Source organism: Pseudomonas sp. HD57-3 (assembly GCF_056113135.1).
On sequence record NZ_CM148568.1, the window covers coordinates 3,573,534 to 3,589,105 of the forward strand.

General features: G+C 59.6%; 12 protein-coding genes. 2 read left to right on the top strand and 10 right to left on the bottom strand.

Features of this window, described 5'->3' with window-relative positions:
• Nucleotides 1-26 precede the first annotated feature (26 nt).
• Both AC0R79_RS15955 and AC0R79_RS15960 read left to right on the top strand, forming a co-directional pair.
• Complete coding sequence (locus tag AC0R79_RS15955) at nucleotides 27-1,511, top strand: flavin monoamine oxidase family protein (RefSeq protein WP_474730523.1); 1,485 nt, start codon at nucleotides 27-29, stop codon at nucleotides 1,509-1,511.
• Entirely contained in the window at nucleotides 1,511-2,167 is a 657-nt protein-coding gene (locus tag AC0R79_RS15960; RefSeq protein ID WP_127798136.1) for a c-type cytochrome, read from the top strand. Before AC0R79_RS15955 ends, AC0R79_RS15960 begins: the two co-directional genes overlap by 1 nt.
• A gap of 90 nt (nucleotides 2,168-2,257) precedes the next feature.
• Here the strand turns inward: AC0R79_RS15960 and AC0R79_RS15965 are convergent, their stop codons facing one another.
• The 10 genes from AC0R79_RS15965 to AC0R79_RS16010 form a co-directional block, all read right to left on the bottom strand.
• Nucleotides 2,258-2,920 carry a hypothetical protein gene (locus tag AC0R79_RS15965; RefSeq protein WP_375747116.1) on the bottom strand — a complete coding sequence of 221 codons (663 nt, stop codon included), beginning with the start codon at nucleotides 2,918-2,920 and terminating at the stop codon, nucleotides 2,258-2,260.
• 39 nt (nucleotides 2,921-2,959) lie between these two features.
• Nucleotides 2,960-3,616, bottom strand: a complete 657-nt coding sequence (locus tag AC0R79_RS15970) for a c-type cytochrome (RefSeq protein WP_474730526.1) — start codon at nucleotides 3,614-3,616, stop codon at nucleotides 2,960-2,962.
• Between the two features lie 9 nt (nucleotides 3,617-3,625).
• Nucleotides 3,626-5,098 carry a flavin monoamine oxidase family protein gene (locus AC0R79_RS15975; protein ID WP_474730528.1) on the bottom strand — a complete coding sequence of 491 codons (1,473 nt, stop codon included), beginning with the start codon at nucleotides 5,096-5,098 and terminating at the stop codon, nucleotides 3,626-3,628.
• Between the two features lie 190 nt (nucleotides 5,099-5,288).
• Complete coding sequence (locus AC0R79_RS15980) at nucleotides 5,289-6,656, bottom strand: NAD(P)/FAD-dependent oxidoreductase (RefSeq protein WP_011334156.1); 1,368 nt, start codon at nucleotides 6,654-6,656, stop codon at nucleotides 5,289-5,291.
• Nucleotides 6,657-6,667: 11 nt separating this feature from the next.
• A complete protein-coding gene (locus tag AC0R79_RS15985) occupies nucleotides 6,668-7,906 on the bottom strand; it encodes a thiolase family protein (RefSeq protein ID WP_375747118.1) in 1,239 nt (412 codons plus the stop codon).
• Nucleotides 7,907-7,919: 13 nt separating this feature from the next.
• Nucleotides 7,920-9,479 (bottom strand): AMP-binding protein, encoded by a 1,560-nt coding sequence (locus tag AC0R79_RS15990; protein ID WP_039768480.1) that lies wholly within the window; start codon nucleotides 9,477-9,479, stop codon nucleotides 7,920-7,922.
• A 10-nt stretch (nucleotides 9,480-9,489) separates the two neighbouring features.
• Nucleotides 9,490-10,623, bottom strand: coding sequence for a saccharopine dehydrogenase family protein (locus tag AC0R79_RS15995; protein WP_011334159.1), 1,134 nt, complete (start codon nucleotides 10,621-10,623; stop codon nucleotides 9,490-9,492).
• A 56-nt stretch (nucleotides 10,624-10,679) separates the two neighbouring features.
• Nucleotides 10,680-11,963 carry an acyl-CoA dehydrogenase family protein gene (locus AC0R79_RS16000; RefSeq protein ID WP_011334160.1) on the bottom strand — a complete coding sequence of 428 codons (1,284 nt, stop codon included), beginning with the start codon at nucleotides 11,961-11,963 and terminating at the stop codon, nucleotides 10,680-10,682.
• A 244-nt stretch (nucleotides 11,964-12,207) separates the two neighbouring features.
• Complete coding sequence (locus tag AC0R79_RS16005) at nucleotides 12,208-13,152, bottom strand: WD40/YVTN/BNR-like repeat-containing protein (protein ID WP_474730531.1); 945 nt, start codon at nucleotides 13,150-13,152, stop codon at nucleotides 12,208-12,210.
• 10 nt (nucleotides 13,153-13,162) lie between these two features.
• Nucleotides 13,163-15,565 (bottom strand): efflux RND transporter permease subunit, encoded by a 2,403-nt coding sequence (locus tag AC0R79_RS16010; RefSeq protein WP_474730533.1) that lies wholly within the window; start codon nucleotides 15,563-15,565, stop codon nucleotides 13,163-13,165.
• Nucleotides 15,566-15,572: the final 7 nt, after the last annotated feature.

The following is a 15,572-nucleotide window of genomic DNA, read 5'->3' on the forward strand; positions in this document are numbered from 1 at the left end:
ATTATAAATAAAAAACGGAGGTGAAGATGAGTGCGGATCTCGATCAACTGTCGACGCAATCACGACAGCGACGGTTGTTATTGCAAGCGATCGGAGGCGCAGCCCTCGCCGGAGGGTTCGGTGTCACCGGGCGTGCGATGGCGCAAATCGAACCTGTAGATACCTCGATACTGGATGTGGTGATCATTGGCGCAGGGCTTTCCGGGCTAACCTCCGCCAGAGACCTCCAGGCCGCCGGCTGCGAGTCGTTTGTCGTGCTTGAAGCCCGCGACCGCGTCGGTGGTCGCACGCTTAACCATGATCTGGGCAATGGCGTGATCTCCGAGGCCGGTGGCCAATGGATCGGCCCGGGGCAAACGTCGATCGCCGACCTGGCCAGACAGCTCGATGTCGCCACCTTCCCCACCTACTACAAGGGCAAGGCGGTGTATCTGATGGACGAGGTCAACATCCAGGAAGATCTCAGCGACGGGCCGAATTCCAATACAGAAGTCGTCGCAAAACTGAACAAGCTCGCCGAAGGCGTCCCCAGCAAAGCGCCGTGGAAAGCCAAGGACGCGGCTGAGCTGGACAAACTGTCGATCGGCCAGTGGCTGGCCGGTCAAGGCATCAGCAACGTCGACAAGATCGGCTTCAACATGTCCGTGAGCCTCACCTTCGGTACCACGCCGGCCGGCATGGGACTCCTGCATTACCTGGCGATGATCAACTCGTCGGACTGCCGCCTTGAAAAGCTCGAAGGGGTCCAGGGCGGTGCGCAGGAATCTCGCCTGGCTGGCGGCTCGCAAATTCTCAGTTTGAAGATGGCTCAGGCGCTGGGAGATAAAGTCCGGTTGGCGTGCCCGGTGCGCAAGATTGTCGGTTGGGATCGTGATGTCGTCGAGTTGCACACCGATCAGGGCATCATCCGCACGCGGCAGGTAATTGCTGCGCTGAGCCCGGCGTTGTGCAATCAGATCCTCTTCGATCCGCCGCTGCCGTCCGGGCGTGCCGAGCTGCAGCGGCATTGGCCGGCCCATGCACCGATGCGCAAGACCGTGCACGTCTATGAGCGCCCGTTCTGGCGCGACCAAGGCCTCAACGGGCAGATCGTGCCAGTGGAAGGTCCGCTGATCTGGGCCTTTGACAACTCCCCGGCGGACGGCAGCCTGGGTGTGCTCAGCGGCTTCGTCAGGACCGGCCAATTACCCCATGACCCGAAAACGGCGCAGGACACCCTGTCGGCGATTTACGCCCGCGCCATGGGCGAACAAGCCATGCACCCGATTCAGTTTCATGATCTGGACTGGGGCAAGATCGACCCGTGGAGTTTGAGTTGTATTTCCCCTATGCCCCCCGGTTTCTGGACGCAATGGGGCGAGTACCTGACGCCGGCGGTCGGTCGCCTGATCTGGTCGGGTACCGAGACTGCGGAAATCTGGGCCGGGGCAATGGACGGTGCGGTCCGCGCCGGACATCGCGCGGCAATGGAAGCGCTGCAGGCGTTGCTTCAATCACGGAGGAGCGCCTGATGAAGCGGACTGTGGTGTTTGGAGTCATCACCGTGAGCGCGGCGTTGGCCGGATCAATAGCGATTTACGGGCCGGAACTGTGGGCGGGCTATCGTTTCATGCAGGCCGTGGATCAGCACGACGCTGCATACCAGGCCAACGGCGGTGCGTGGCCACAGTTGCAGGACACCTGCGCACTTTGCCATGGCGCCAACGGTCAACCCCGCGATGCTCAATACGCAGCGCTTGCAGGGCAGCCTGCGGCATACATCGAAAACCAGTTGCGCGCGTTTGCCGAAGGGCGTCGCCACAGTGCCCAGATGCAGCCGCTGGCGGCCAATCTGACCGACGAGCAGATCAAGCGCCTGGCCAGTTATTTTGCCGAACAGCGACCAGGCGTGACTGAAGTCCCGGCCAAGGATGATGCGCTGGACCAGCGTGGTCAGCGTGTGGTCGCCGCCAATGGGTGTGCAGCCTGCCACGGTGAAAAACTCACTGGCGGCCCCCTGGCTCCGCGTATCGCCGGACAAGGGCAGCTTTATCTGATCGATCAACTGAGCGCTTTCAAACGTGGCCAACGCATCGATCCGACGCAGGCCATGAATGCCATGGCGGGCACCCTGTCAGATGAGGACATCAAGGCCGTGGCGCATTATCTGGCCAAGCTGAACCCTTGATCCTGCCCGGGCAAGGATGCCCACCGCCCTACCCTGCATTACGCAAAAAAGCCGCCAAAACGGCGGCTTCGAGCACTTCAACTATCCTCCTCAGCGCGTTTGCAGAACGGCCATTGCGCCCTTCGCGCGCTCCAGCGCGCAATACGCGTAATACAGGTGCACCAGCAGATAAGCCCAGGTCGTCAGTGCTAGCACGTAGAAGTTGAGCAGCACATTGCTGTCGTCGCCGGGGATCTTGTAGAAATCGTAGATGCACGCAATGGTCAGTGAGGCTAGCATGCCAATCATCACACCGATCGCGTGTAGCGACTCTCCGACATTTGCAAGGCGTACTGCGAAATACACCAGGTAGACCGAAAACATCACCCACATCAGCACGTAGAAATACGGCAGGAGCGTGACCAGAACCTTGGTCGAGATCAACGCGAGTGTGCCCAGCAGAGCGCCGGCAAATATCATGAGCTCCTTGCCCATCGAGGGCTTGTAGGCATGCGTTACCGCCATCAGCCCGAGCACCGTAATAATCGGAATCCCGAAGGCTCTGGAGAACGCGTCGCAGAAGTATGAAATCAGGTACGCATGCTCCGATCCTGTCAGGAAAAAGATCAGGAAGTTTGTCGCCGAAAAGGCAACCACAAACCACTCCAGAGCCAGTAGCAGGTTTCTCTTCTTCAGAAACCTGATGCCAAAGGTCAGACCATTGGCAAGCAGCAAGAAACAGGCAAGGCACAGCACAATATTTCTCGGTTCCATAACGATAGCCTCGGTACAGCTGACAGAAAATTTGATGGGTTAGTGGGATTGAGAAACCAGTGCAGCCAGGTAAGCAGCAATTGCCTGGCGCTCCTGCGCTGACAGCGCCGCTGCAATGGCTTGCATCGCGCCACTTGGCTCAGTGCGCTCGCTGCTGGCAAAAGCGTTGAGCTGGGCCAAAAGGTAGTCCTGGCCTTGTGCAGCCAGGCGCGGGAAGGTGTCGTGGCCCATCAGTTGGGCACCATGACAGGCGGTGCAACCTCGGGTTTGCACCAGTTGTTTGCCCTGGTCCTTGAGCCCCTCGTCAGGGCTGCCAGCCGCATGAGCAACGACCGATTGCCGGGCGTAGAACTTCGCCAGCAGATCAACTTCATCCGGGCTCAGGGTCATCGCCAGCGGCCCCATGTTGGGAGCGAGCCGTTGCCCACTTGCAAAGTTGCGCAACTGGGCAGACAGGTATGCGGCGGGTTGCCCGGCCAGGCTCGGATACGTCGGGTTCAGCGAGTTACCGTGGCTGCCATGGCAACCGGTGCAGGCATCGGTCAGGTGTGGCCAGTTTCCGCGTTCGGCCTGATAGGCCTCCGTGGAGGTCGTGATGTAAGTCTGCAGCCGATACAGGTCGAGCAGATCACGGCCGAAAACCACCACCAGCACCGCAATGAGCGCGATGACGCCAAGCGCTATGTTTTTTTTCATTGCCGCCTCCTATGCCCGACGTAACGCGTTGAGCACCTGCAAGGCGCTATGGCGTCCGGCGCGCACGGCACCGTCCATGTAACCTGCCCAGATGTCAGCGGTTTCGGTGCCCGACCAGAACAGATTGCCGCACGGCGGACGCAGTGCCTCGCCATGTGTCGACCAGAAACCGGGAGGAATCGGCGACACGCACGTGATGGTCCACGGGTCGAAATGCGCCCAGTCGTGATCGTGGTAGGAAACCGGCTCAAGCGCTGCGTCCCCCAGGGCGCGTGCATAGATTTCGGTCTGCAAACGCTTCGCGGCTTCGGGGTCGGTGGGGGCTGCGGCATTCAGAATGAATGCATTGATCACGCCGATTTCGCCGTTTGACGGCGAGTTGTCGTAAGCCCAGATGACTGGCCCACCGACCTGAATGATGTGGCCGTTCAAGCCCTTGTCGCGCCAGAAAGGCCGCGGGTAAACCATGGCGGTCTTGCGTGCCGGCGAGTGCGCTGGCCAGGCCCGCTGCAGGGCGGCGCGAGCTTCGGGCAGCGGTGGATCGAATTGCAGGCGTTGGCACAGCGCGGGATGAATCGCCATGATCACCCGGCGGGCGCGGATCTCGCCCTGATCCGTTTGCAGTCTGACGATGTCGCGGTTCCAGTCAGCAACTTTGCGCACTGGGCACGACAAGCGAACCTTGTCGCCCAGCAATTGCGCCATTTTGCTGCTGAGAACCTGTGAACCGCCGACGATCCGCGTGCCTTGCGCGCTGTCCTTGATCGAATCGAGCCGCATGTATTCGCTGCCGGCCGAATTGATCATCGACAGAAAATGCAAGAAGCCCATTTTCGCCGGCGTGACACCGCAGGTCAGGAGGAAGCTGGCATTCCACCCTGCGCGATCTTCCGGCTTGATGTTTTGCTGAGCGAGCCAGTCGCCCGCCGAGAGCTTGTCCAGTTCGGGCACCCTGGGGGATTTCCATGGCGCACCGCATGGCACATCACGCGACAGCTCGCTGAGTTTTGCCGAGACGCTTTCGTCGGTACCGAAGGTGCCTTTCAAATCGACAGCGACACGTCCATCGCCCCCGAGGATCACGGTTTCCCCGTCATAGAAACTGGGAAAGGTGCCTACCTCAAGCTCACGGGCCAGATCCGCTACGGCGGTTTGTCCTGGACCGATCCACTGACCTCCGGCTTCGGAGATGTAGCCGGAGCCCAAGTCATGATTGAGGGTGCGGCCGCCGACACGATCACGCGCTTCAAGCACCAGCAGCGACTCACAGCCTGCCAGATGCAGATCACGGGCGGCGGTCAAACCAGCCAGGCCGGCACCGATGATCACCACATCAAATACATCGTCGGAACTGTCCTTTTGCAGCGCATCGGCGGCATTGGCCAGGCCAAGGTTCAAACCGATCGATCCTACGGCGGCGGTTGCACCGGCCAGTTTGAGTAATTGTCTTCGCTTCAGATCGGGAGGGGCGTCAGTACTCATGTTCGATGCCTTACATCACGTTATTGTTGGATTGACCGCCCGTGGCCGAGCGTGGGTGCGGCAGTAAAAAAGGGGTGACGAGAACGCAAACATTCGTTTGTCTTTCTGCAGGCGAACGCCTGCCGGCCCCAGGACTCCAAGGTCAGCTTCACCACGGAAAATCAGCGTGTTGGTTCTATAACCTCAACCGTCAGGCATGAGGGTGCACAACTTTGCGGTTGGTGTATTCGTCCAGCAGATGTGCTCCCTCCAGCGCCACATTCACGGCGCACCACTGCAGCGGTTCGGGCAGGGTTTTCGGAGTTTTATGCCGCAGCGCGGCGAGCAGCGGATGCTCGATACCGCCGATCCTTTCTGCCAGCAGATGGCCGATCAGCGACTGCGAGGCGACACCGTGTCCGGAGCAACCCGCGGTGTAGAGAATGTTGTGGTGCGACCCGGTTTCGCCCACCACCGGCAACGCGTCGTAGGCCATGCTGACGTAACCACTCCAGCACGCTTGAATGCCGACACCGCGTAACGTCGGGAAACGCACGCCAAGGTTGTCTTGCAACGCGCGGTAGGTCACCTCATCGGGAATGTTCGGGGTTTTCGAGCCGTAGGCATAACCCAGCCGTTTGGTGGTCATCAGCAGTGTATTGCGTGCGGTCAGGCGATGGCTTTCCATCACCAGGTGCGGCGTGGTCAACCCTTCCCGCCCTGCCCAGCCCAGCGATGCCAACTGCTGTGGTGTCAATGGCTCGGTTTCGACCGCCGAAACCCGAAACGGTACGACTTTGTCGCGCAAAAGACCGAGCTGCGGCGTATAGGCATTGGTAGCGAGCACCACTATTGGCGCGCTCGCCCGACCGCGTGGCGTCCGGCAGGTGATCGTCGGCCCGTCGGAGTACGACTCAAGCGTGGTGTTTTCATACAGCCTCACCCCCGCCTGGAGTGCAGCGCGGCGCAGGCCCATCACGTATTTGCCTGGGTCCAGGGTACCGCCGTGGCGTTGCAGACAGCCAAACAGAAAGGCTGGTGGAATCCCCCGCGCGCGCATTTGTGCCTGATCCAGAAACTCGGTTTGCGAACCCAATTCGTGGCCCACGGCCATGCTTTTGCGCAGCCTCTTTTCTTGCGACGGATGGATCCCCGCCCTGATGATGCCCGAGGCGTTGTAGTCGCAGTCGATCCCCAGTTCGCGCAACCGACCTTCGACGTAGGCGACCGCTTCGTCATAGAACCTGACGATATTTTGCGCTTTTTCCTTGCCGACACGTTTCAGGAACAACTCGAACTCAATGCCGATGCTCCCGCCCAGATAACCGGCATTCCGACCGCTGGCACCGAAACCGGCAAACTCCTGCTCGAGGATAATGACCTTCGCTCCCAGCGCCGTAAGCTCCAGGGCGGTGGACAGCCCGGCGAAACCGGCACCGATCACGATGACGTCCGCGCTTACATCGCCTTCGAGCTCTGGCTGCAGATCAACCGGACTTTCGACCCAGCCACCCAACCGACGGAAATGTCCGCCTGCAAAATGGCGTTCCAACTCTTGTGCTTGATAGGCCATGGACATGTGATGCGCTCCTATCGACTCAGGATGTGAATAGCGACTGCTGCTTCCTCGACACCTTGAAGACCGCCACCGTTTTCCTGGATGGCATGCCGCGCGCCGTGGACTTGGCGCGGCCCGGCCTCCCCGCGCAATTGGGTGACCAACTCGTACAACTGCCCGATCCCCGTCGCGCCAAGTGGATGACCTTTGGATTCCAGGCCGCCGGAGGTATTGATCGGAAGACGGCCACCTAGAGTGAAATCTCCCCGTTCTGCACAAACCCCACCCTCTCCCAGCGGTGCAAGTCCGAGATTTTCCGACTGGATGATTTCCCCCATTGCCGAGGCGTCGTGTACCTCGGCCACGTGCATGTCCTGCGGGCCGAGGCCGGCGATTTCGTAGGCTTCACGCGCCGCCAACAGGCTGACGTGCTTGTGCGGCTCGTCGAGCCCGCGCAGGGTGAAGCTGCGGATCACGCTGGCGGCGATTCGCACACAACGTTTTGGATCGGCACCAATGCGTTTCAGTCCCGCCTCGGTGCAAAGGATCGCGGCGGCCGCACCGTCGGACAACGGCGCGCACATGGGCAATGTGATCGGATAGGTAATTGGAGGCGCCGCCAGAACTTCTTCTATGGTGAAGGTCTTGCGAAATTGCGAATAGGGGTTGTGCACCGAGTGTTGATGGTTCTTGGCACACACCGCCGCAATCTGCCGTTGAGTGGTGCCATAGGTCTTCATATGCCAGCGACACATGGCAGCATAAATGGCCATGAATTTACTGTACGGACGTTCGGATTCCGAGCCCGGCGGCACCACGATGCCCTCGCCCATTTTCACCAGCGTCGCGTAGTTTTCCTCGGCGGTGGAAACGTCCCAGCCGGTTTCGAACAGGGCCAGCGCCCGCGCCTTGTCCGGCACGTTCATTTTCTCCGCGCCCAACGCCAGGGCCACGTCGGTAGCCCCCGAGCGCAAGCTCTGCACTGCCAGATGAACCGCAGTACTGCCCGAGGCGCAGGCGTTTTCGACGTTGTACACCGGCACCCCTTCGAGGCCGATCTTGCTGCACAGCACCTGCCCGGGAATCGACAGTTGTCCTTGCAGATGACCGTTGGTGATGCCGGCGTAGAACACCGCACCGATATCAGCGCGCAAGGCGCCGGAGTCGGCGAGTGCGCCCTGCAAAGCTTCCAGCGCTAGATCCTGGAGACTGCGTTCCAAGTGGCGACCGAACTCGGTCATGGCAATGCCGGCGATGTAAATAGGTTCCATCAGATCGTTCCCCTCAGATACGCCGGTCAACGTTTTGCCAGTAATGGGCACGCAGATCTTTCTTCAGCACCTTGCCGACCGGGCTGCGCGGCAATGCATCAATGAAATCCACGGTCTTCGGCGACTTGACCGAGCCGAGCCGGCTCTTGCACAGCTCGATCAACTCCTCGGCGGTGACGGTAAGCCCGGCGCTCAACTCGACCACAGCCTTCACGCCCTCGCCCCATTGCTCATCCGGCACACCGATGACCGCGCAGTCCTGCACCGCCGGATGACTCCACAGCACTTGCTCGACTTCGCTGGGATAAACGTTAAATCCGCCGGAGATGATCATGTCTTTCTTGCGGTCGGTAATGTGCAGGTAGCCGTGCGCATCAACGTGGCCGATGTCGCCGGTGTGCAGCCAGCCATCAATGATGGTTTCTGCAGTTTTCTGCGGGTCCTTGTAGTACCCCTTCATTACCAGGTCGCCGCGCACACAGATTTCGCCGGTTTGCCCCTGGCCGAGGATGTCCCCGGCGTCGCTGAGGATTTCCACGCGCACCAGCGGATTGGGCCGGCCCACCGAAGACAGACGCTCGTCCGATGCCAGGCGTCCACCGTGCAGATGCTCGGCGGGCGGCAGGTTGGAGATCGAGGCTGGGGCTTCAGTCTGGCCGTAACCGCCGGCCATCACCGGGCCGAAGGTCTCGATGGCTTGCTTGAGTTTGTCCACCGACATCGGCGCCGCGCCGTACAGGAAATACTTTAGCGAACTGAAATCGACCTTCTGCGCCAGATCCGGCACGTCCAGCAGTCGATAAATCACGGTAGGCGGCAAAAAGGTTTCGGTGACCTTGTACTTCGGGATCATTGCCAGCATCAGCGCCGGATCCGGTTTGGTAATGATCACAACCGTACCGCCCCGGGAGGTGCACGGCAGCGACAGCGTGCCAGCGGTGTGGGTCATCGGCGCCGCCGCCAGGTTGACTGGCGGATGGTCATCCCCGTAAGGGAAATTGATCATGAAGTGTGCGCAGAACGTCTGGATGCTGCGATGAGTGTTCATCACCCCCTTAGGCAGCCCGGTGGTGCCGCCGGTTGGCGAGAGTGCCACGACATCGTCCAGTTGGTACTCGACCTCCGGTGCCGTGACCGGCTGACCATCGATCCAGGACTTGAGCGACGGTGCCCCCGGCAGGTGCTCGTCGATACAGATCCACAGACGAATTTTCGGCAGGCCAGGACGCAACGCGTCGATGATCGGCGCGAACTCTTTCTGGAAAAACAGCACTTCGCAGTCGAACGCGTCGAGCACGTGACGGTTCTCTTCGGCGCTGTTGCGTGCACCAACAGGAATCCAGCATAGGTTGGCGCGCCATAACCCCAAGGTGCAGGTCCACGCCACTGCATCATTGGCAGACCAGATGGCGCCCTTGGTGCCGCTGGGCAAACCGGCCGCCAACAGTGCGTTGGCGATCCGGCATGACAAGTTGCGGACTTCGGTAAAAGTGAACACCCGATCGTCCTGGATATACGCCGCGCCATGCGGATTGATCCGCCAGCCACGGTCAAAGAAATCAATAATCGCCATGTCAGTCACTTCACAGTTGAGTAACGGTTGCGCGGGCCAGACCACGTTGCTCGAGGAAGCCCAGCAGATAGCGATGACCGAAGGCTTTGGAGGCCGAAGCGAAACCTGTCTTGGCGGTGTCGTTATTCAACAGCTTGACCACGGCTGCAGCGTGCAAGGCGCCAGTGGCGATGTAAGGCGTGATGCCATGCACGGTTGCACGCACGGCCGTCAGTTGACCGCGACCGATAGCGAAGTCGACGGTGCGTTGCAAGGTGCTGCGTTCACGCGGTGGCATGCTTGGAGTGGTCGATTGAACGAGGCTTTGAATCACCGCGTCCTGCTGCTCCTTAGGCAAGTGCTTGTATTCCGCTTCCCACTTCTCGCCCAGGCCGTGGACCATTTTCATTACCGGGTTGTCGTAGAAGCCGACACAGGACATGCAACTGCGGACACGGCCATCATCCTCAAAGAACACCGGTAATGAGGTACCGCCCCAAGGCAGGCAAAACACCGCTTCCAGCAGATCGGGACAAACCACGTTGAAGCTGGCGTTCGGTGCATAGGGCACGAGTTCCTTTTCCCACAGGTAGGCCCCGGGGTAGCGGACGCCTTCGAAGATGGTCGCCGTTGAACCGACGGTCACCCCGGCGGCACCGGTGCGTGGGCCACGAGTCAGTGTGGCGGTTTCCAGCGAATCGACGCCCGGAGTTTCCAGGGCCAGCTCGGCGGCTATTTCGGCGTAGGTGTACATATATGCCAGCGATGGCGACAGCAGCAGACCCGCCTGGCGATACAGCTCGCCGAACTGATCGCGCAAGGCCCGAATGTGCGCCTGCTCTCCGGCCGGATCCAGATAATGGCAGCCAGCCTTCAAGGCTGCCTCAACGGCGGTCAGGCCAAAATTGATGAATGGGCCGACTGTGTTGCAAACCACGCGCGCACCTTTGAACACCGAAACCAAAGCCTCGACCTCATGTGGGCACTCGATGATTTCGTAGGTCGCCGACTCCAGACCGACAACGCGTTGCGCCATCATCTCCTGAGCACGAGCAGCGTTGCGAGCTACGGCGGTGAACGGGATGTGCTGGTCGATCAACCAATCCATGATCAGCATGCCGGTGTAACCACTGGCGCCGTAGACAACTACTGGATATTTGGCCATCGGGATTTACCTCATTTGTTGTTTTTGGATGAGTGATGTCGGGTGAATCTGCAGAGTCAGTTGTTCGCCCAGCCTTCGGCATACAGCTGCTGGGCAAGCAGCCCCAGTCGCATGGTCAGGACCCGGTTTTCGCCGTCCTCGATCAATGACGACTGGGTGTCGCGCAGCAGTTTTTCGATCGGGTATTCGCGGGTGGTGCCATTGCCGCCGAACAGGCGGAAAGCCTCTTGCACAACGGCCATTGCCTCTTCGGTCACCGTGACCTTGGCGGAGGCTGTGGCGTACGGGTGGGTTTGCGGCGACAGGCGTGCGAAGCTCAACGAACGTCGGGCGACCGCACGCGCTGCCTCGACTCGACGCAACATTTCGCCGAGGCGCAGACGGGTCATCTGGTGATCGATCAACGGATGACCGCCCTGGCGACGCTCATGGCAGTACTGCAGCGCCATCTCGAAGGCGGCACGTGCGACACCGGTGAACACCTGACTCATGTGGGTGCCGGCGAAGGACCAGGAGGAGCTGACAGCACCGTAGTACTGGTCGCGCTCGGCAATAGCGAAGCGACGTGGCACTCGTACACTGTCGAAGTAGATTTCGCCTTGGGGCAAGGAGCGCTGCCCGATCTTGTCCAGGGGCTTGCCTTTGGACACGCCTTTGAGGTCGAGGGGGATAATCAGCGCAATACCGTGCGGCCGGCCGTTCTCATCGTAGAAACCGTCGCCGTAATCAGCGCACATCAAGCCCAGTGCAACCTGTGCAATGGCTCCGTTGGAGACCCACGCGGAGCTTTGGCCATTGAGGATCACTTCATCGCCGACCACTTTAGCGGTCAGATTGCCGATATTGCCGAGCTTACCTGCCGGCCAGTCTCGCGCCATGTCGAATATCTGGTTGTCGCTGCCACGATCAGGTTGAGTGGCCATCCAGCAGCCGATCCGGCCTTGGCAGAGTTCGACCAACTCGGCATTACCAGCGGCGATGGCCATTTGCAGAGGGAAGTCGGCGCAACCCAGCGAGACAGCCAGGCCTGCATCGCCCCAGCCGAGTTCTTCGCCTATCAGAGATTCGATCCGCACTGCCATTTCCGGCGGTAACTGCGCCAACAGTGCCGGGTCAAGACCAAGCTTGGCGAATTCGCCGAACAACGAATAGTAAGGCGAGCCCGGGGCAACGACTTCTTCCGGGGTCATCCGGTCCAGCTCTCGACCCAGCGGGCGTAACACCTCTTTGGCGAAGCGGTGGACGGAGGCCTGTATTGCAGCCTCCTCTTCTGTCAGCGGTGTTTCGAATCCGGAGAGTCCGGCGGCTGGCAGGGTAAGTGTCGACTTGAGCGAGATCATCAGAGTACCTCCATCGAAATCGCAGGTCGCTGCGCTTTGCAACGTTCTGCGTCTTGTTATTTGCAATCGACTCTAACAAGCAAAATTATTTAACGCAACACATGTTATGTTTATTGTTCGAAACGTAAATGGAAGCCTTCCAGGCACGGAAAATCCGGCCGAAAATCAGCAGGGTTCTAGATATTTTTTCGCGTTGAAATGCCGGAAAGCAGGCTGGCGCCTGTCTTCCGACACATCGATGGCATCAGCGTTGAGGGACGACGCCTCGCCGTGAAAACAGAATCGGTGAGGTGTCACTGTTGAGCAGGATCGCGGTGAGAGAAACACCGTCGCTGCTGGGTTGCTCGTGAAAACTGCTCCCACCGTCGTCACTGCGAACCATCAAACCGTCGAGTCCTACCGCAATCACTGCTCGCCCGGAAACATCTATGGCTGTGACTGAACTCTTGCTTTGCAACGGTACGCGCTGCCAGTTCGAACCGTCTGCAGAGCTGTGCAACAAGGTGCCGCGTTGCCCGCCCACCAGCAGTGAACCGTCGCCAAGCACGGCCCCTGTCCACAACGTGCCGCTGTAGCCCGTATCCAGATAGCGCCAGTATTTGCCCTGGTCATCGGAGCGCAATAACTGGCCGCGTTCCGCCGTTGCGTACAAATGCCCTGCTCCATCGGCAAACAGTCCCATCAGATTCAAGTCGGCACGACTCGCTCCGGGAGGCGCATCGATTTTTTGCTCGATCCAGGTCTTTCCGCCGTCATCGGTTGTCAGCACCAGCGACCACAGCCCTACCGCGACACCCTGGATCGGGTTGAAAAAGTACACCGCAAACAATGGCCGATCTTCTGCACTGGACAAGCGTTGAACTTGCCAATTCTCACCTCCGTCCCTGGTGGCGAGAATTGCGCCCCAGTGGCCGACAGCCCAGCCCTGTCTGGCATCGACGAAGGACACACCGGTCAAAGGCGTGGACACCGGTACGGATGTCGCTTGACGGAAATGCTGGCCTCGGTCGTCCGACAGCAACACCACCCCGTGATCGCCGACGGCAACGGTTCGCTCCCCAGCCCAGGCAACACTCAACAGCGTGGCGGCACTGGCGTTGGCAGTTTTTGCTGCAGGTACGGTCGGCAAGGGCGAAGCCTGCGATAACGCCGATAACATTAGAACGAGTAAAGCAATCAGATTTCGCATCGGGATCTCCTCAATGCACCAGTGAGCCAATCAGGCGCACTGGACGACGCCGTGGGAACATTCGTTCAAGCCAGACGGCGAATGCAGGCAGAACTGTCATGGCCATGATCATGTTGACCAGGAACATGAAGGCCAGCAGCTTGCCCATGTCGGCCTGGAACTTAAGATCGGAAAACGCCCAGGTGGCGACGCCCACCGCCAAGGTGATGGCGGTAAAGATCGTAGCGACGCCTACCTCCAGCAACGCGTGCTCGACCGCTTTGGTAATTGGCTGCCCGAGAGCCTGGTGCAGTTGCAGACGGTTGTAGATATAAAAGGCGTAATCCACGCCGATGCCGACGGCCAGCACCATGACTGGCAAGGTGGCGATGGTCAGGCCGATTTGCAGCTCTTTCATGAACCAGTAGCCGATGAAGGTGCCCAGTGTCAGCGGTAGGCAGCAGACCAACACCGCGCGCCAGTCTCGATAGACGACAAACACCAACAGAGCGATCGCTGCGTAGACATAAAGCATCATGGGCAGCTCGCTGCGTTCCACCTCTTCGTTGATCGCCGCAATCACGCCAGCGTTACCGGAAGCCAAGCGTATGCTCACGCCCGGCTGAATGAACTGAGTACGGAATGCCTTGGCGGCGGCGATCACTCGGTGAATGGTCGTCGCTTTATGATCGGCGAGGAACAGATGCACCGCCGTCATGCTGCAATCGGGACGCATCATCCCTGGCACTCGAGCTACTTCGGCGGCCATCGACGAGTAGTTGGTCGGGTCGATGGGCACTGCGTTCATTTTCGGGTTGCCCTCGTTATAGCCCTCGTTAAACTGCCGCAGGCTGTTAGAGAACGAGGTGACCGACACCACACCTGGTACACCTTGCATAGCCCATACAAATCGATCCTGATACTGACCAAGGGCAACATCTTCACAAGCGTTTGCGCCGGCGTCAGTTTTAGCTTCGAAGACCACACTGAGCCAATCCAGCCCGATGTCGTAATTGCCGGCAATGGATACCGCATCACGATTGAAGCGCGCATCCTCGCGCAGTTCAGGCGCCCCGGCCTGCAGGGAACCAACCACCCGATCGTGGCTTTGCCAGGCCGCGGTGACAAATATCAGCACGGCCATACCCAGCACCCACCGGACGTTGTGCCATTCGGTCAATCGGGCAAAACCGCGTAACCAACGAGCCCGGCGCTGGCGAGAAATTTCCTCGGCAGCGGCGTAACCGGCATCTACCCGTAGCATTGACGCCACGATCGGCAGCATCACCAGGTTGGTGACGATCTTGAACGCCACCCCGAGCGAGGCGGTGATTGCCAGCTCCCGAACCATGGGAATCGGGATCAACAATAGCGTTACGAACGAAACAAATGCAGTGACTAACGCCAGCGTGCCGGGAATCAGCAAGCCGCTGAAACTGGCGCGTGCCGCTCCTTCCACCGACTTGCCGCAGGCGATCTCGCGAATGATGAAGTTGATTTGCTGTACGCCATGGGAGACCCCGATGGCAAACACCAGAAAGGGCACCAACACTGCCAGCGGATCCAGTCCATAGCCGAGCAAACGCAAGGCGCCGAACTGCCAGATCAGTGACACCAGCGAGCAACCCACCGCGAGCAAGGTGAAACGAAGCGAATGGCAATACCAGTACACCGCAGCGGCCGTCAGCAGCAATGCCAATAGGCAGAACTCCAGAACGGCCGAGGCACCTACCGCAATGTCACCGATCTGCTTTGCGAAACCGATGATTTGGATCTCGAAGTTCTTGTCCTCGAACTGATTGCGAATTTTCTCCTCAAGCACATGGTTGTAGGCCACATAGTCGAGGCGCTGGCCGTCAGCATCGAATTCGTTGAGATCGACAGTGATCATTGCGCTGCTTTGGTCGCGAGCGACCAGCGTTCCGATAAAGCCACCCTGCGCCGTCGAGTTGGCGATCATCGCAATGCTCGTTTCATCGAGACTTTCGGGCGTCACCGTACCCGGCACCAGCGGATCGGCACGAAAACCTTCTTCGGTGATTTCGTTGACGAACGCGTTGGGCGTCCACAACGAACGCACACTGCTGCGCGATACGTTCGGCAGGAAAATCAGCGCCTGAGTGACGTCATAAAGGCGCTTGAGCCCTTCCTGGCTCCAGATCGTACCCTGGCGAGCCTTGACCACCACGGTCAGCCGGTTCGCACCGAGCAAGTCGTTGCGATACGTCTCAAAGGTTGAGATGTACTCGTGGCCAATGGGTAGCTGCTTTTCAAATCCTGCTTCCATGCGTAACTGGACGGCAAACCAGGCCATGCCCGTTGTGAACACCGCCAAACTCAACAACGTCAGCAGGCGGTGAGTGAACAACCACTGTTCGATGCGCGGCAATACACCGCGCACTTTGGTTTCCTTCATTTTCAGAGAACTATTCACGGCGTGC